The sequence below is a fragment of the Brevibacterium sp. LE-L genome, assembly GCF_050214925.1.
Taxonomy (GTDB): Bacteria; Actinomycetota; Actinomycetes; order Actinomycetales; family Brevibacteriaceae; genus Brevibacterium.
Genome location: NZ_CP189759.1, coordinates 1,181,796 through 1,197,132, shown reverse-complemented (window position 1 = coordinate 1,197,132; position 15,337 = coordinate 1,181,796). Strand labels below are relative to the sequence as shown.

The 15,337-nt window shown below is 65.9% G+C and carries 16 protein-coding genes; 10 read left to right on the top strand and 6 right to left on the bottom strand.

Annotation, left to right across the window (positions count from 1 at the left end; genetic code table 11):
- Positions 1-9: 9 nt before the first annotated feature.
- Together ACQE2J_RS05365 and ACQE2J_RS05360 are read right to left on the bottom strand one after the other, a co-directional pair.
- The gene (locus tag ACQE2J_RS05365) at positions 10-909 is read right to left on the bottom strand and encodes a serine hydrolase (protein ID WP_135810852.1); all 900 of its coding nucleotides are present in this window, start codon (positions 907-909) and stop codon (positions 10-12) included.
- Positions 906-1,922: a LysR family transcriptional regulator gene (locus ACQE2J_RS05360; protein WP_425118321.1), complete on the bottom strand. Its 1,017-nt coding sequence runs from the start codon at positions 1,920-1,922 to the stop codon at positions 906-908. Before ACQE2J_RS05360 ends, ACQE2J_RS05365 begins: the two co-directional genes overlap by 4 nt.
- Positions 1,923-2,096: 174 nt before the next feature.
- Between ACQE2J_RS05360 and bla the strand changes: the two genes are divergently transcribed.
- A complete protein-coding gene (bla, locus tag ACQE2J_RS05355; protein ID WP_135810854.1) occupies positions 2,097-3,029 on the top strand; it encodes a class A beta-lactamase in 933 nt (310 codons plus the stop codon).
- A gap of 20 nt (positions 3,030-3,049) precedes the next feature.
- Here bla and ACQE2J_RS05350 read toward each other — a convergent pair whose 3' ends face one another.
- Positions 3,050-3,835, bottom strand: coding sequence for an SDR family NAD(P)-dependent oxidoreductase (locus ACQE2J_RS05350; RefSeq protein WP_135810855.1), 786 nt, complete (start codon positions 3,833-3,835; stop codon positions 3,050-3,052).
- A gap of 104 nt (positions 3,836-3,939) precedes the next feature.
- Here ACQE2J_RS05350 and ACQE2J_RS05345 point away from each other — a divergent pair, with 104 nt between their 5' ends.
- The 3 genes from ACQE2J_RS05345 (at position 3,940) to ACQE2J_RS05335 (ending at position 5,998) form a co-directional block, all read left to right on the top strand.
- Positions 3,940-4,455 (top strand): MarR family winged helix-turn-helix transcriptional regulator, encoded by a 516-nt coding sequence (locus ACQE2J_RS05345; RefSeq protein ID WP_135810856.1) that lies wholly within the window; start codon positions 3,940-3,942, stop codon positions 4,453-4,455.
- 119 nt (positions 4,456-4,574) lie between these two features.
- The gene (locus ACQE2J_RS05340) at positions 4,575-5,372 is read left to right on the top strand and encodes an NAD(P)-binding domain-containing protein (RefSeq protein WP_426937265.1); all 798 of its coding nucleotides are present in this window, start codon (positions 4,575-4,577) and stop codon (positions 5,370-5,372) included.
- Between the two features lie 62 nt (positions 5,373-5,434).
- The gene (locus tag ACQE2J_RS05335; RefSeq protein WP_426937264.1) at positions 5,435-5,998 is read left to right on the top strand and encodes an antibiotic biosynthesis monooxygenase; all 564 of its coding nucleotides are present in this window, start codon (positions 5,435-5,437) and stop codon (positions 5,996-5,998) included.
- A gap of 114 nt (positions 5,999-6,112) precedes the next feature.
- Here ACQE2J_RS05335 and ACQE2J_RS05330 read toward each other — a convergent pair whose 3' ends face one another.
- Together ACQE2J_RS05330 and ACQE2J_RS05325 are read right to left on the bottom strand one after the other, a co-directional pair.
- On the bottom strand, positions 6,113-7,960 hold the full coding sequence (locus ACQE2J_RS05330; protein ID WP_426937263.1) for a formate--tetrahydrofolate ligase: 1,848 nt from the start codon (positions 7,958-7,960) through the stop codon (positions 6,113-6,115).
- Between the two features lie 169 nt (positions 7,961-8,129).
- Entirely contained in the window at positions 8,130-8,798 is a 669-nt protein-coding gene (locus tag ACQE2J_RS05325) for a TetR/AcrR family transcriptional regulator (RefSeq protein ID WP_426937262.1), read from the bottom strand.
- Positions 8,799-8,895: 97 nt separating this feature from the next.
- Between ACQE2J_RS05325 and ACQE2J_RS05320 the strand changes: the two genes are divergently transcribed.
- The 6 genes from ACQE2J_RS05320 (at position 8,896) to ACQE2J_RS05295 (ending at position 14,152) form a co-directional block, all read left to right on the top strand.
- Entirely contained in the window at positions 8,896-9,801 is a 906-nt protein-coding gene (locus ACQE2J_RS05320; RefSeq protein ID WP_426937261.1) for an SDR family oxidoreductase, read from the top strand.
- Positions 9,798-10,595, top strand: a complete 798-nt coding sequence (locus tag ACQE2J_RS05315; RefSeq protein WP_426937260.1) for a DUF998 domain-containing protein — start codon at positions 9,798-9,800, stop codon at positions 10,593-10,595. Before ACQE2J_RS05320 ends, ACQE2J_RS05315 begins: the two co-directional genes overlap by 4 nt.
- Positions 10,592-10,972: a cyclophilin-like fold protein gene (locus ACQE2J_RS05310; RefSeq protein WP_426937259.1), complete on the top strand. Its 381-nt coding sequence runs from the start codon at positions 10,592-10,594 to the stop codon at positions 10,970-10,972. Before ACQE2J_RS05315 ends, ACQE2J_RS05310 begins: the two co-directional genes overlap by 4 nt.
- A 33-nt stretch (positions 10,973-11,005) precedes the next feature.
- Complete coding sequence (locus tag ACQE2J_RS05305; protein WP_426937258.1) at positions 11,006-12,139, top strand: serine hydrolase domain-containing protein; 1,134 nt, start codon at positions 11,006-11,008, stop codon at positions 12,137-12,139.
- A 115-nt stretch (positions 12,140-12,254) separates the two neighbouring features.
- On the top strand, positions 12,255-13,277 hold the full coding sequence (locus tag ACQE2J_RS05300) for an aldo/keto reductase (RefSeq protein WP_426937257.1): 1,023 nt from the start codon (positions 12,255-12,257) through the stop codon (positions 13,275-13,277).
- A gap of 122 nt (positions 13,278-13,399) precedes the next feature.
- Positions 13,400-14,152 carry a class I SAM-dependent methyltransferase gene (locus ACQE2J_RS05295; RefSeq protein WP_426937256.1) on the top strand — a complete coding sequence of 251 codons (753 nt, stop codon included), beginning with the start codon at positions 13,400-13,402 and terminating at the stop codon, positions 14,150-14,152.
- A 42-nt stretch (positions 14,153-14,194) separates the two neighbouring features.
- Here the strand turns inward: ACQE2J_RS05295 and ACQE2J_RS05290 are convergent, their stop codons facing one another.
- Positions 14,195-15,331, bottom strand: coding sequence for an FAD-dependent oxidoreductase (locus ACQE2J_RS05290; protein ID WP_426937255.1), 1,137 nt, complete (start codon positions 15,329-15,331; stop codon positions 14,195-14,197).
- Positions 15,332-15,337 lie beyond the last annotated feature (6 nt).

Genomic DNA, 15,337 nt, shown 5'->3' with positions numbered 1-15,337 from the left:
GAGGTGACCTCACCTCAGCAGATCGTGAAGGGCACGAGCAGCGGCACCGAGGGCAGCCTCGGCGGCGGGCTGAACCGAGGCGGGATTGCACGATTCGCTGAGCGCGACGATCGCGATCGACTGACCGTCGGCGTGGTCGACGACGCCGATCTCGTGCCTGAGGTGGAGCAGCGTCCCGGTCTTCGATGACCAGCGAGCCGAATCGGACATGAGGTCGGGCGCGAGACGATTGCGGACGATGTTGCCGGACATCAGCTCCCGCAGCCGGGCGGCGACTCCGGGGTCAACGCGCTCAGGGCGCCACACCTCGGCGAGGAGGCTCATCAGCCCGCGGGCAGCAGCGGAATTGGCGCGAGAGACATCGAGCTGCCAGATCCGGTGCCCGTCGCCCTGGGGCGGTCGCGTCTGGGCAAGATCGTAGGCAAGATGTGCGTCGGTCCTGTCGAGGCTCTCCAACGGTGTCATCGTCAGCGCGTCGAGCCGATGCCTGATATCAATGCCACGCAGTCCCAGAGCGTCGAGGTCTCGCTGCACCTCGGCTGCAGGAACGAGCTCGAGCAAGGCATCGGCAGCGGTGTTGTCGCTGAAGCACACGGCCAAGGTGAGCAGATCCTCGATCGCGATCCGCGCCGGATGCCGAAATCGTGCCGCTCCTGTCGGGCTCGCGGACCCGGTCGCGGCCGGTGCGACCTGGACCTGTTCGTCGGCCGAAAGATCCCCCGCCCCGATCCGATTGAGCACGGCGAGCGCGACCGGCACCTTGACCAAGGACGCCAACGGCAGCGCTCCGTCGGGCGAGAGCACAACCTCGGCGTTCGAATCGAGATCCCGGGCGATGATCCTGGCGCTCAGGCCAGCGTTCTCAAGCTCGGCGCCGACGGCTCTGACGACCTTCTTCCGCTCGATCATGGCGTATCCCTTGTCGATGTCCCGGTTCGCGGTTCCTTCGCCGAGGCGGGCCGGCCTGTCGGCGCTTGTCGTTTCCCCGACGCCGAGGTCCGGCTCCCCAGTGCCGAGGTCCGTCGACTCGAACCAGGGACGACCACCCCGCCGAGGCAGTCGGCGATCTCCTCGGCGAAGTCGGCAAACAACGCACTGTCGTCGTCCGAGTTCGCCGCGAACGTGTAGCCCCGTGCGAGGGTCGGGTCGAGGAGCGGCACCCAGGGGAGTTCGAGTTCCGCGGCTTCGGCTTCGCTGGAGAGCAGCAGATCACCCTCGCTGAGCACGGCCGCGACCGCGTCCGCGTCGGACGAGTCCACAACGACTTGAAAGGGAAGCAGTCCCGTGGTCTCGGCGGATCGTCGGACGCGCTCCCTGATGTGTGGGACGTTGTCCTCGCTCGTCAGTCGCAGGCGTCGTCCCGCAAGCCCGAGTTCATCGCCCGGCACCTGGGTCCGGGATCGCCGCAGATCAGCGATCCGCACCGGAGTCTTTATCGAAGATCGATGCGCACATCCCAGCGCAACCGTCCATGTGGCCTCGTCGGCGGGGACGGCCTGCAAAGAGGCCCGGGTTCGTCTCGCGGCGAGGTCATCGGCCCGCCTGCCAGGCGGTGCCGAATGGAAGTCGATCCGCAGTCCCTCGTCCTTCACCGAAGCGGCCAGCACTGCGAGGTTTCGCGTTGAGCAGGCCGTCGGGACCGCCAGGGAGATCGGTCGCAGCTTCGCTCTGTCGGCGTCGAACATCATCTCGTCGGCCAGGTCAACGAGGCGAGTCGCCGAGGCGAGCATGTCACGCCCGAACGGGGTGAGGCTGACACCGCGACCGGTCCTCTCGAGCAGACGAGCACCGAGCTCCTTCTCGAGCCCGGCGATGCGCCGGCTGGCCACCGGCTGCGGGATCCCGGTTGCAGCAGCACCGAGTGTCATGCTGCCGAGTTCGCTGACAGCGGTGAATGTTCGGCACGCGTTAACCAGATCCATCACCTCATGATATGCGTTACCGGTATGGGAGCAGACGTTTGAGTCTTCGACTGCATGACGACAGCGGAGAAAGATGGTCAGCACCGAGCATCGCGAGCTCGTCGACAGTGAGACCACTCCTGTCCGAAGGCCCAGCCCCACAGCCACTCCTCCGGGAGAGAACGGAACGAATCGATGAACATCCGAGCATTGCAGCTGCTTGCCGCGTCGACGGCGACAGTTCTGGCCGTTGCCGGCTGCGCTTCGAGCCGGTCACAGTCCGCGGACGAACCCGGTTCTCGCACCGACACGGCACCAGCGACGATGGAGGAATCCGCACACCGACAGCTCGACACGCAGCTCACGAACCTCGAAGACCGCTACGACGCACGGATCGGAGTGAGCGCGATCGACACCGGCACCGGAGAAGCGGTCGATCATCGGGGAGACGAACGTTTCGGGTTCGCCTCCTCTCTCAAGGTGTTTGCGGTCGCCGAACTCCTCGATCGCACGACGCCGAAGCAGCTGAAGAAGCATGTGACGTGGTCGCAGGCCGATGTCGACGAGGCCGGCTGGACACCCGTGACCTCGAAGCACGTCGACGACGGCCTCCCCCTCGCCGAGGTGGCCGAAAGCGCTCTGCGAGTCAGTGACAATGCCGCGATGAATATCGTGCTCGATGAGCTCGGCGGTCCCGACGGCCTCGACGAGGCGCTCCACAAGGGCGGTGACACCACCACCGAGGTGACCGACGAAGAGCCAGAACTCAACAACGTCGAAGCGGGCAGTACGGACAACACCACCACTCCGGCCGCTTTCACGGCAGACCTGCACGGCCTCCTCGACCCACAGCGGTTATCGGACGACGACCGCGACGTGCTCCTCGATTGGATGTCGGACAACGCGACCGGGGATCCGCTCATCCGCGCCGGGGCACCCGATGGGTGGACTGTGCAGGACAAGTCCGGGCATTCCGACGCGATCCAGAACGACATCGCCGTGGCGACTCCGCCCGATCGCGATCCCATCGTCGTGTCGGTGTTGATCGAGACCGAAGATCCCGAGTCAGCAGACGGCCCTGCCGTGGTCGCCGCCGTCGCCGAGGTTGTGCTCGATGAGTTCGAATGAGGGCGACTTGTCTGCCCCACTCAGACCACGGTCGGCAGCACTCCCCCGTCCGCGCGCACGGCAGCACCGTTGGTCGCCGAGGACAGCGGGCTGGCCAGATAGGCCACGAGGTTCGCGATCTCGCCGGGTTCGATGAAGCGCTGCAGGAGTGAGGATTCGCGGACGAGGGAGGCTTTCAGCTCGGCGGCGGGCATCGATTGTGCGGCGGCGATCCGCTCGACGGTCGCGGCCACCCCGTCCGAGTACGTCGGCCCGCCGAGCACGGTATTCACTGTCACCTCGGTGCCGCGGGTGAGCTTCGCCAGGCCATTGCTCAACGCCATCGCCGCAGCCTTCGTCGCTCCGTAGTGGATCATGTCACCGGGCACGTCGACCGCCGATTCGGTGCCGATGAAGATGATTCGGCCCCACCCGTCTTCGAGCATCCGCGGGAGCAGTCGCCGGGACAGGCGAACGGCACCCATCAGATTGATCTCGAAGTATCGCGTCCACTCCGCGTCGTTGATCTCGGTGAACGCCGCCACCTCGAATTGGCCGACATTGTTGATGAGCACGTCCACGTCGCCGAGGCGGTCGAGCAGTTCGTCGAACTGCCCGGCATCCGCGAAGTCCGCTGCGATGCCCCTCGCCGAGGCGTTCGGATTGTCGGCGCACAGACGTGCGACAGCCGCGTCGACCCCTTCCTCGTCGCGACCATTGAGAATGACCGTCGCCCCTTCGTACGCGCACAGGGCAGCGATCGCAAAGCCGATCCCTTTCGTCGAACCCGAGATGAAGACGGTCTTGCCTGCCAGTTGAAGATCCATGTGCTTTCCGCCGTGTCGTCTCTCAGTGAGTTTTTACTTGTCCAGGAAAGTCAACGCTAGATGAATTGAGTTTCCCAGGCAAGTCACCCGCTAGACTGCACTGCATGAACAGAGCCGACAGTCGCGCCTCAGAACGAAACCCTTCAGACTCTGATCCGGTCGCTTTCACCGCGGACGAGCTCGAGACCTGGTCCTCGATCGCGACCTTGCTGGAATGGCTTCCGGCCGCACTCGATGCGCAGATGCAACGCGATTCGCAGATCAGCCATTTCGAGTACGGGATCCTCTTCGCTCTCTCCCAGGCGAAAGAGGAGACGTTGGCGATGAAGATACTCGCCGGCTTCGCGAACAGCACTCTGTCCCGTCTCTCACGGGCGGTCGCTCGACTTGAACGCCAAGGGTGGGTGACTCGCTGCCCGGACCCCGATGACGGCCGCACGACGATCGCTTCCCTCACCGAGTCCGGTCGCACAGTCATGCATGCAGCCACTCCGGAGCACGTTGCCTTCGTGCGACACGTGGTCTTCGGTTCCTTGACCCCGGGCCAGGCTCGCGCGCTCGGCAGGGCAAGTCGGCGCATCACCTCGGCGATTAGGGAAGACGGCAGCTGGCGCCCCTAGCCGGCAGACTCTTGTCCAGGATCTCAACAGCCCGCCCTGACTGCTCGATTCGATGACACAATGCGACCAGACGAATACACCTGCGACAGTCTCAACGTGAGTCTCTCAAGGAGGACAGTATGAGCACGATCGGATTCATCGGAGTCGGAGAGATCGCCTCGGCGATGGTCGAAGGTCTGAGCGCGGGCACCGCAGCTGAGGACGGCGACGGGCAGGGGAACCGCCTGCGGTTCGTGCTCTCCCCGCGCAGCGCCGGCCGCGCACGGCACCTGGCCGACACGATCGAGGCCGCCGAGGTGGCCGAGAGCAATCAGGACGTCGTCGACCGCAGCGACCTCATCGTCCTTGCAGTCCTCCCTCAGCAGGCGGCCGACGTCCTCGGTTCCCTCGACGTTCCGGCGGAGAAGACCGTGGTCAGCGCGGTCGCCGGGATGCCGACCGACGAACTCTCAGCACTCCTCGCCCACGGTCCGGCCATCGTGCGGATCATCCCGCTCCCGGCCGTCCGTGAGCGCAAGGGAGTGACGGCGATGTTCCCGGCCGACCGCGATGTCGAAGCCCTCCTCGACCTCCTCGGCGGGTCGGTCACTGCCGACGACGAGACGAAGTTCAGCACTCTGTCCGCGGTGACCGCGACGATGTCGGCGCATTTCGCGTTCCTGCAGACGATCACAGCGTGGCTGGTCGACCAGGGCTGGGACCAATCCGACGCCGACCACTTCATCCGCGGCCAGTTCGTCGGACTCGGCACCACACTCGCCGAGACGACCGAGCCCATCGCCGACCTCGTCGCCGCCCACGAGACGCCTGGCGGACTCAACGAGCAGGTCAACCGTGATTGGATGGACGAGACGAACCGAGCGAACCTGGCCTCCGCGCTCGACGGAGTCTTCGCGCGGGTGACCGGGGACGCCTGAACTCGGTGCGGCAGCTCGAGGCGACCGCTGATCCGACCTGTCGGGTCTCTATACTCTCCCTTATGCCGCAATCGTCTCCGATCACTGTCTCGATCACCCGCACCGTCCAGCCCGGGCAGCATCGCCGATTCAACGCCTGGGCGCAGGCCGGCCAGGCGCTGGCGCGCGAACGCGAGGGCTACCTCGGTTCAGGTTGGGTGAGGACGACTCCGGACTCCGATGAGTGGCATCTGCTCTACCGTTTCGCCGACGAGAAGACCCTGCGCGCCTGGGACGAATCCGAGGATCGCCGGTGGTGGATCGACAGCGCCTCTGAACTCGTCGAGACCACCCGCGTCGAACACCGCACCGGCATCGAAGGCTGGTTCGAGCCCCAGGGCGAGGAGACGCTGACGATCCCCGAAACCGTCGTCCCACCTCGGTGGAAGCAGGCAGTGAGCATCTTCCTGCCGTTCTTCCCCCTCAGCCTGCTCTCGACGTTCTTCCTCCTGCCGCATCTGGACAGCTGGCCGACCGTGCTCGCAGTGCTGCTCAACATCTGCATCCTCACACCGCTGATGACCTACATCTTCCTGCCGATGAGCACCCGTCTGCTCAGGCCGTGGCTGCAGAAGCCACGACGTTAGGCACGGCAGGCCCCGACCCAACACGCGCACGCTCCATCCCCAAATTGCTACCCGACGGCGGCTCAGCAACCTGGCGCCAGGTTGTTAAGCCGCCGTCGGGTAGCAATGGGTGGGTCAGAAGAGGCCGGTGATGTTGCCGTCCTCGGTGACGTCGATCTTCAGCGCCGAGGGTTCCTTCGGCAGCCCGGGCATCGTCATGATGTCGCCGGCGATAACGACGACGAACCCGGCTCCTGCGGCCAGCCGCACGTCCTTGACCTCGATGATGTGCCCGGTCGGTGCCCCGCGGAGGCTCGCGTCCGTCGACAGCGAATACTGCGTCTTCGCGATGCACACGGGAGCATCCCCGTACCCCTCCTCGGTGAACTGCTTGAGCTTCCGCTTCACCGCAGTCGGCAGGTCGACATCTTTCGCCTGGTAGATCCGCTGCGCGATCGTCCGGATCTTCTCCTCCAAGGGCTGGTCGAGTTCGTAACTGTAGCGTGCCCGCGATGCGGCTCCCGACACCGAGGCGGTCCCTGCCGGAGGTGCTTCAGCGTCCCCAGCGGCCACGCCCCCAACGAAGAGTGAACCGTCCTCGACAGCAGGTCCGGCCGTACCGCCGCCGCGACTGGCATGGGCTCCCTCACCGGCCCCGGCGCTCGCACCGCCACCACTCGCCGCTTCGACGACCGCCTCGGCGAGCGCCAATGCACCCTGGCCTCCGTCGGCCCAGTGCGTCGACTCGACGGCCGCGACCCCGATCCCGTCCAAATGGGAGATCGCCGCGGCCATCTCCTCGTCGGTGTCCGTGGGGAACCGGTTGAAGCACACGACCGGGGTCAGCCCGTAGATCTCGCGCAGGTTCGTACAGTGCAGCTCGAGGTTGCTCATCCCCTCAAGCACCGCTGACACATCAGGTGAGTTGACGCCCTTGACGTCGACCCCGCCGTGGTATTTCAGCGCCCGCAGGGTCGCGACGACGACCACGGCCGAGGGCCAGATGCCAGCGGTCCGACACTTGATGTCGAGGAACTTCTCCGCCCCGAGGTCCGCACCGAATCCGGCCTCCGTGACCACCCAGTCGCCCAGAGCCAGCCCGGCCTTCGTCGCCAGAAGGCTGTTGCAGCCGTGGGCGATGTTGGCGAAGGGTCCCCCGTGGATGAACGCCGGCGAATGCTCGAGCGTCTGCACGAGGTTCGGTGCCAAGGCGTTGCGCAGCAGCGCAGTCATCGCCCCGGCCGCACCGATGTCATCAACGGTGATGGGTGCGCGTCCGCGGCTGTGCGCGAGCACGATCCGTCCCAGCCGTTCTTTGAGGTCCGCCAACGAGGTGGCCAGGCAGAATACCGCCATGACCTCGCTGGCGACGACGATGTCGAAGGCATCCTCGCGGGGCACTCCCCCATTGATGCCGCCGAGACCGACGACGACTCCGCGCAGCGCCCGGTCGTTGAGATCGACGACGCGGCGGATGTGGATGCGCCGCGGGTCGACGTCGAGGTCATTGCCGAAGTGGATGTGATTGTCGAGCATCGTCGCGGCGAGGTTGTTCGCCGCCGCGATGGCCGCGAAATCCCCGGTGAAATGCAGGTTGATGTCCTCCATCGGCACGACCTGCGCGTATCCGCCGCCGGCCGCTCCGCCCTTCATCCCGAAGACCGGACCCATGCTCGGCTCCCGCAGTGCCAGCACGGCCTTGCCGATATCGGGGTTCGCCCGCGCGAGTTCGTTGAGGCCGTCGGCCAGGCCGATGCTCGTCGTCGTCTTGCCCTCCCCCGCCGGAGTCGGGCTCATGGCGGTGACGAGGATGAGTCGGCCGTCCTCAGCGTCGGCCGATGCCTCGTCGAGGACGTCGATCGGCACCTTCGCCTTCGTCCATCCGTGGGGAATGATGTCCTGCGCGTCGAGACCCAGCCCAGCGGCGATGTCGACGATGGGATCGAGCTCGGCGCTGAGCGCAATATCCATATCTGTGGTCATAAGGCCATCATGCCCGTTCTGCGAGATTTTGTGACCATCAGCGACCCGAGAATTCGCGCAATGTGCACTGAGTTCCGCCCACCGCAACATCTCCCTCGCCGAGGCGGCCCTCCACTGAGGACGGATGTGCCCTTGCGTCACATGCGGGGTCCGCGCCCGCCCGGCGGTCCTACCCCGACGTCCGGCGAGCCGCCACGCCCGCGATGTGCACTGCGACCGTGGAGACGACGATGTCGTCGAACGACAGATACGTCGCGGCCACCTCGGGGTCGGAATCATATGCCGCCTGAAGAGCAGCCGATGGTCGGCTGTGCGGCCAGGCGGCACTGGCCATCAGCAACGTCACGACGACGATTCCATAGGCGTCTTCGGCACTGAGCTCGTGCAGCACCGTCATGATGATGTCGACGACCGCGTCCGCTGACACCGCTGTGGCATGTTTGTGGCTGATCGCTGCCTCGGTGGAGATGTTGCGCTCGAGAACGGCGGCCTGTGAGGCGATGAGATCGCACATCACCGGACTCTCGGCCATGGTCTCTGCGATCGCTTCGGCCAGCCTGTCGCCGCGCGCACGGAGATCACCGTCGATCGGCCCGGACCGCTCGCGGAGCCGCTCGGCCCATTCGCGCAGCTCGACGTCGAGCAGCTCGAGCAGGATAGCCTCACGGGACTCGAAATAGCGTAGTACGTTCGACTTCGCCAGACCGACCCGCCGGCTCAGCTCATTGAGGCTGAGTTCGGACACCGTCATCTCGGCGAGCATTTCCGCCGCCGTACCAAGGATGTTGCTTCTTCTCTGCTCTCGCTGCTCGGCACTTCGCGCCCTCTGAAAATCCATGCCTCCATTCTACAGACCACCTGTCTCTTGTTTACAGACCGGTGGTGTGTTAGCGTTGAAACCATACAACAGACCACCAGTCTTTAAGGAGACGAGCATGGCAGACCCGATCCCCGACCAGTCCGGGAAGCTCGCGATCGTCACGGGCGCAAACAGCGGCACCGGAAAGGAGGCCGCCCGCGGCCTTGCCGGCGCAGGAGCACGAGTGATCATGGCCGTGCGCACCCCGGCCAAGGGCGAAGACGCGAAGGCCGAGATACTGACCGACCACCCGGGCGCCGATATCGAGGTCCGAAGCCTCGACCTCGCCGACCTCACCAGCGTCAAGGACTTCACCGACTCCCTCATCGCCGACGACCGGCCCATCGATCTGCTGCTCAACAACGCCGGCGTGATGATGCTGCCCAAGCGGTATGAGACCGCTGACGGCTTCGAAATGCAGCTGGGCACGAACTTCTTCGGCCCCTTCGCTCTGACCCTGCGCCTGCTGCCCCTGCTGCTCAAGGCAGAGGCACCACGAGTGGTGACGATGTCGAGTGGCAACCAGGCACCCATCGACTTCGACGACCTCAACTGGGAGAAGGACTACAACGCCAACGGCGCCTACGGTCGTTCCAAACTCGCCGACCTCCTCTTCAGCCGAGAACTCGCCCGCATCGCGAAGGCTCGTGGCTGGAACCTGCTCTCCCTCGGCGCTCACCCCGGCAACGCCTCGACGAGCATCTTCGATAACGGCAAGCAGTACGGTGACGAACCGATCCTCGCCATCCGCATCGCCTGGCGCATCACCCCGCAGCATTCCGCTGCCGCCGGAGCCGCGCCGATGCTCTACGCCGCAACCCGACCCGATGTCGTCCAGGCCGGCTACTACGGCCCCCGGTTCAACCTTGTCGGAAAACCGGCACCGGCGAAAGTGTCCAAGCGTGGTCAGGACGCACAGGTCGCCGCCCGTCTGTGGGCCGAGGCCGAACGCCTCACCGGCGTGAGCCTGCCCGAGGCATGAGTGACATCAGCCCGGCCGGGTCCGGGGCGCCCCAGCGCCAAACAGGCGACTCCCCCACCCGCACAAAGCGGGCCAGGATCGGCGCCGTGCTCCTCATCCTCAACGCTGCGGCCTACGTCCTCGCCGAGGCGATCACTGCGGCACCGTGGCAGAACCCTGCCTACAGCTACAGCTTCAACTACATCAGCGACCTCGGAGTGCCCGATGTGGCCCGGTTCCAAGGCCGCATGGTCGACTCACCCCTGCACACGGTGATGAATACCGGGTTCATCATCCACGGCATCATCTTCATCCTCGCAGCCGTCCTCCTCCAACACGCGATCACCCGGACAGGACCACGGCGAACCTACCTGGTCCTGGCCGTCCTCCACGGCATCGGCATCAGCCTCGTGGGCCTGTTCCACGGCTCCCAAACCGCCGTCGATGACGGCACCGCCGCCTTCCACGGCCTCGGGGCACTGCTGGCCATCGGGGCAGGCAACACCGCCGCGATCATCGTCGGCATCCACCTGGCCCGCAACAGCCGCCACGGCAGTGGGCGAGCCAGTGGCGGCGGACGTGGCCGTGGCGTGGGGTGGGCGCTCGCCGGCCTCGGCACCACCGGGCTCGCCGCATTCACGTACCTGCTGGCCACCACCGGAACCGATATCGACGGAATCCCCGAACGCATCGCCGTCTACACCATCATGGTCGCCGAAGCACTCGCCGGAATCGCGCTGCTGAGCGCCCAGCGACGACAGCAACGACTCATATCCGAAACAACACCCCTACCGAATACAGGAGAGAACTCTTGACCGAGACCCTTGGCACCGTCATCCGATTCCACAATGCCCACACCTCCATCGACGTCACCGTCGATGAGGACAACTCCGCCGTCCGCTCCCTCATCGCCCAACTGCCCCTGAAGAACCTCGACTTCGCCGACAACGAAGGGTACGAGAAACTCACGCGCCTCACCGACCCGCTCGACACCGCCGATTCCCCCGCCTCAGGCATCCGGCCCGGCGATCTGATCTGCTTCACCCCGTGGAACAGCATCGCCTTCTGGTACGACCCCGACGGCTTCGAACCCCGCGAACAGCTCGTCCACATGGGCCGCTACGACGCCACCATGGACCAGCTCGAAGCACTGACAAGAGCACCCGTGAGCGCACACCTGGCCACCGACTGACCCAGACCATCCCCACCACGTAAGGGACAATCCATGCCTGTGCACGGAACCACTGAGACAGCATTCGAACCACTGAAGACCCTCCTCGCCGACGCCCTCGACACCGACGAAGTCGGAGCCTCACTGGCAGTCGATATCAACGGCGAAACCGTCGTCGACCTCTGGGGCGGATATCGCGACGTGGACCGGACGCTGCCGTGGACACGCGACACGATCGTCAACATCTTCTCCACCACCAAAAACATCACTGCCCTGGCCATCCTCGTCCTCGCAGACGGTGGACTCATCGACCTCGACGCCCCAGTGGCGACCTACTGGCCCGAATTCGCCGCCAACGGCAAAGAATCCGTCCTCGTCCGCCACCTCCTCGGCCACGCCTCTGGAGTATCAGGCTGGGAGCAGCCGGTGACCGTGACCGACCTCTACGATCTGCCTACCGCGACGGCCCGTCTGGCCGACCAGGCGCCCTGGTGGGAGCCTGGGACAGCGGCCGGCTACCACGCACTGACATTCGGCCACCTCCTCGGCGAACTCATCCGCCCCACCGATGGACGGTCCCTGACCGACTTCGTCGCCGAGGAACTCGCCATCCCACTCAACGCCGACGTCCAGATCGGAGCGAGGAAAGACGACTGGGACAGGATCGCACCCGTGATCCCACCACCCCCGCTCGACATCGACCTCACCGGACTCGACATGGACAGTGTCGCCGTGAAAACCATGACCGGGCCCACACCTGACGCCGACCTGGTCAACACTCCCGGATGGCGCAACGCCGAAATCGGAGCAGGCAACGGCCACGCCAACGCCCGCGGCCTCGTCGACCTGCTGCGCACAATCTCGTTGGGAGGCAACGTCGACGGCCACCGCCTGCTGTCGAAATCCATGATCGACAGAATCTTCGACGTCCAAGCCGACGGCCCCGACCTCGTCAACGGCGCACACGCGAAATGGGGCACAGGATTCGGACTCACCCCCTCCCCCGTCGCACCGTTCCTCCCCACCGGGAAGGTTGCGTGGTGGGGCGGATGGGGCGGATCCATCGCCATCGTGGACCTCGACCACGGTGTCACCTTCGCCTTCGTGCCCAACAAGATGGGCGACGGCGGTCTGGTCAGCTTCGACCGCCTCGGCGGTTACCTCGACGCCATCTACACCGCACTCTGAACTAACCCCACCAACCCCACCGAACCACCGAACCACCGAACCACCGAACCACCGCTCACCCCAACCTGACGCCCGGGCAGTCAACCGCCCGGCCACACAGAAGGAGAACACGACCATGGAACAGCGCACACTCGGCCGCACCGGCATGAAAGTCAGCACGCTTGGCTTCGGAGCCATGAATCTCGGCGCCTGGGGCCAAGTCGATCAGCCTGCAGCCGACCGCCTCGTCGGCAGAGCCCTCGACGCCGGCATCACCCTCTTCGACACCGCCGACATCTACAGCTTCGGCGAATCCGAGCAACTCCTCGGCAAAGCCCTCGGCACCCACCGCGAGGACATCGTCCTGGCCACGAAATTCCGCAACACCGCCAGCGACCACTCCCTGGCAGGCGGTGCCTCCCGCCGCTACATCCGCCGAGCCGTCGAAGACAGCCTGCGCCGCCTGGGCACCGACCGCATCGACCTCTACCAAGTCCACCGCCCCGACTGGGACACCGACATCGAAGAAACCCTCTCAGCGCTGACGGACCTGCAGCGAGAAGGCAAAATCATCGACTTCGGGACCTCCACCTTCCCCGCCCACACCGTCGTCGAGGCCCAATGGGTCGCCAAGGACCGTGGACTCGCACGTCCCGCCACCGAGCAGGTCTCGTACTCAATCTTCCAACGCGCCGTCGAAGCCGACCTCTTCCCCATCGCCCAGAAGCACGGGCTTGGGATCCTCGTGTGGAGCCCGTTGGCCAACGGGTGGCTGGCCGGCAAGGTCACACGCGAGAAAGCAGCGAACACACCGCGGACCAACCTCGCCCAGGCAGAGTTCGACCTGAGCACACCCGAGGCCCAACGCAAACTCGACATCGTCGACGGTCTCCGCGACATCGCCGACGACCTCGGCATCACCCTGCCCGCGCTGGCATTGGCGTTCGTGAAGTCCCACCCAGCCGTGAGCACCGTCCTCATCGGGCCCCGCACCCCCAAACACCTCGAGCAGAACCTCAAGGCCGCGGACATCACCCTTGACGAGGCGACCCTGGACCGGATCGATGAACTCACCCAGCCCGGCACCGACGTCGCACCCCAGGACCGCTACGAAGTCCCCGTGCCCGAAGTCACCGACCCCCGACTCCGCCGCCGCTGACACCCACCGGACCGGCAGCAGCGTTTCCGCCAGTATCGGTGCAGGCAGAGCCGAGCACTGGCTCCGCTGCCAGGGGCGAACCGCGCTGTACTCCCAACGGGTCAATGCGACAAGATAGCTTCATGCGCACATTCGACGAGCTCGTCACCGAGGCACAGTCCGCCGATGTCTCCGGTTGGGGATTCGATTGGCTCGACTGGCGCGCTACCGAAGAGCGTCCGCCGTGGGGCTACGCGACGCTGCTCGCCCGTCGCCTGTCGACGTCGACCGCGGCCCTCGACATCGACACCGGCGGCGGCGAGGTCATCGACGAGGCACCGGTCCTGCCTCCGCGCATGGCCGTCACCGAGTCCTACGCACCGAACGTCACCATCGCCCGGCACCGCCTCGGTCCGCGCGGGGTCGACGTCGTCGAGGCGGACCCGCACAGTTTGACCTTCGCCAACGGCAGCTTCGACCTCGTCAGTTCGCGTCATCCGGTCACGCCCGTGTGGTCGGAGATCTCCCGCGTGCTCGTGCCCGGCGGCACTTATCTTGCCCAGCACGTCGGTCCCGCCTCGGCGTTCGAACTCATCGAGTTCTTCCTCGGGCCGTTACCGGAGAACCGGAAGGCCCGCGATCCCGAAACCGAGACCAAAGCCGCCGAGGCGGCCGGACTCGTCATCGACACCCTGCGGACCGCACGCTGCCGCATGGAGTTCTACGACGTCGGTGCCATCGTGTGGATCCTGCGCAAGTGTCCATGGTGGGTTCCCGATTTCACGGTCGACGACTACCTACCGCAACTGCGTGAGCTCGATGCCCGGATGCGCCGAGGCGACCCCTTCGTCGCCCATTCGACGCGGCACCTCATCGTGGCGTCGAAACGCGGGTGATGCGGCTGCGTCCGCCGCCGGTGACATCCATCCTCATCCGCTTCAGGCACCCACCCGGAAACGGTCCGGCACCTCGCCGGTGCCCATTGCCAGGTCAGCCGCGAACTCGCCGAGCAGCGGCGCGAACTTCGCCCCATGCCCCGAACACGCGGAGACGACGACGAGTCCGTCCACCTCGTCGATGACGAAGTCCTCGTTCGGGGTGTTCGTGAACAGGCAGGTCGTCTCCGCATACGGCTCCGGAACGAGTCCGGGCAGGTGCCGCTTCGCGTAGTCGATCATCCGAGCACGCATCTCCTCGGTGATCTGTCCATCCTGGTCAAGTGCCGAATCGATCACTCGGCCGCCGTTGAACTGTGCGAGCTTCTGGCCGGTGAATCCTGCGTCCCGCCCGCCCGGCAGTCCGTAGGTGAAGATCTCGGAGGACTTGTGGATGAACGTCGGCCAGACAGTGCGCGGTCCTCCCGATTCGTCGGCGTCGCGGTAGGGCATATGGAAGGCCTGCTCCTGCCGGACTTCGAAACGCGGCAGGGCAGAGAGGAAACTCTGGGGTAGTCCGAGATCCCCGAGGAGGGCGGGCAGCCATCCGCCCGCGGCGACGATGGCGCGGTCCCCTTCGACGAATTCCCCCGTCGCCGAGGTGACTCTGAACCCTCCCTCGGAACGTCGGGTCACCTCGGCGACCGTCCAATCCCTGAGCACCCGTGCCCGTCCGGTGGCCGATGCGAGGTCGAGCAGAGTGTTCACGGTGGTCTCGGCGTCGATGACGCCGGCGTCGGGGTGCCAGAGAACATCGGTGTCGAAGGCGAACTGCGGCCACCGTTCGGCGGCCCGCGCAGGGTCGAGGACTTCATGATCGACGCCGACGGCCTCGAAGATCTCGGCGAGTCCCGCGGTGTGCCGGACGTCGCCGTGGTCGATCGCCCCGGTCACGGCAATGAGCTCCACGCCGGAAGCGGCTTCGACCTCGGTCCAGAGTTCCCGGGATCTCACGACGAGTTCGGTGTAGAGCCGGCCGGGGTAGGCGTAGCGGAAGATGCGGGCGGACCCGTGGGAGCTGCCGCGGTCGTTGGCCGGAGTGTGCCGTTCGAGGACGGTGACGTCTTCACCGCGGGCTGTCAGCGAGTAGGCGGCTGCGGCTCCGGCGAGTCCGGCGCCGATGACGATGTGGTGGGACACAGCTGT

Excerpts from the sequence above, each read along its gene's own strand:
- ACQE2J_RS05320 (WP_426937261.1), top strand. The coding sequence starts at position 8,896 with ATGGCAGACCCGATCCCCGACCAGTCCGGGAAGCTCGCGATCGTCACG.
- ACQE2J_RS05330 (WP_426937263.1), bottom strand. The coding sequence starts at position 7,960 with ATGACCACAGATATGGATATTGCGCTCAGCGCCGAGCTCGATCCCATC.
- ACQE2J_RS05360 (WP_425118321.1), bottom strand. The coding sequence starts at position 1,922 with ATGGATCTGGTTAACGCGTGCCGAACATTCACCGCTGTCAGCGAACTC.
- ACQE2J_RS05340 (WP_426937265.1), top strand. The coding sequence starts at position 4,575 with ATGAGCACGATCGGATTCATCGGAGTCGGAGAGATCGCCTCGGCGATG.
- bla (WP_135810854.1), top strand. The coding sequence starts at position 2,097 with ATGAACATCCGAGCATTGCAGCTGCTTGCCGCGTCGACGGCGACAGTT.
- ACQE2J_RS05300 (WP_426937257.1), top strand. The coding sequence starts at position 12,255 with ATGGAACAGCGCACACTCGGCCGCACCGGCATGAAAGTCAGCACGCTT.
- ACQE2J_RS05295 (WP_426937256.1), top strand. The coding sequence starts at position 13,400 with ATGCGCACATTCGACGAGCTCGTCACCGAGGCACAGTCCGCCGATGTC.
- ACQE2J_RS05345 (WP_135810856.1), top strand. The coding sequence starts at position 3,940 with ATGAACAGAGCCGACAGTCGCGCCTCAGAACGAAACCCTTCAGACTCT.
- ACQE2J_RS05325 (WP_426937262.1), bottom strand. The coding sequence starts at position 8,798 with ATGGATTTTCAGAGGGCGCGAAGTGCCGAGCAGCGAGAGCAGAGAAGA.
- ACQE2J_RS05365 (WP_135810852.1), bottom strand. The coding sequence starts at position 909 with ATGATCGAGCGGAAGAAGGTCGTCAGAGCCGTCGGCGCCGAGCTTGAG.
- ACQE2J_RS05350 (WP_135810855.1), bottom strand. The coding sequence starts at position 3,835 with ATGGATCTTCAACTGGCAGGCAAGACCGTCTTCATCTCGGGTTCGACG.
- ACQE2J_RS05315 (WP_426937260.1), top strand. The coding sequence starts at position 9,798 with ATGAGTGACATCAGCCCGGCCGGGTCCGGGGCGCCCCAGCGCCAAACA.
- ACQE2J_RS05305 (WP_426937258.1), top strand. The coding sequence starts at position 11,006 with ATGCCTGTGCACGGAACCACTGAGACAGCATTCGAACCACTGAAGACC.
- ACQE2J_RS05335 (WP_426937264.1), top strand. The coding sequence starts at position 5,435 with ATGCCGCAATCGTCTCCGATCACTGTCTCGATCACCCGCACCGTCCAG.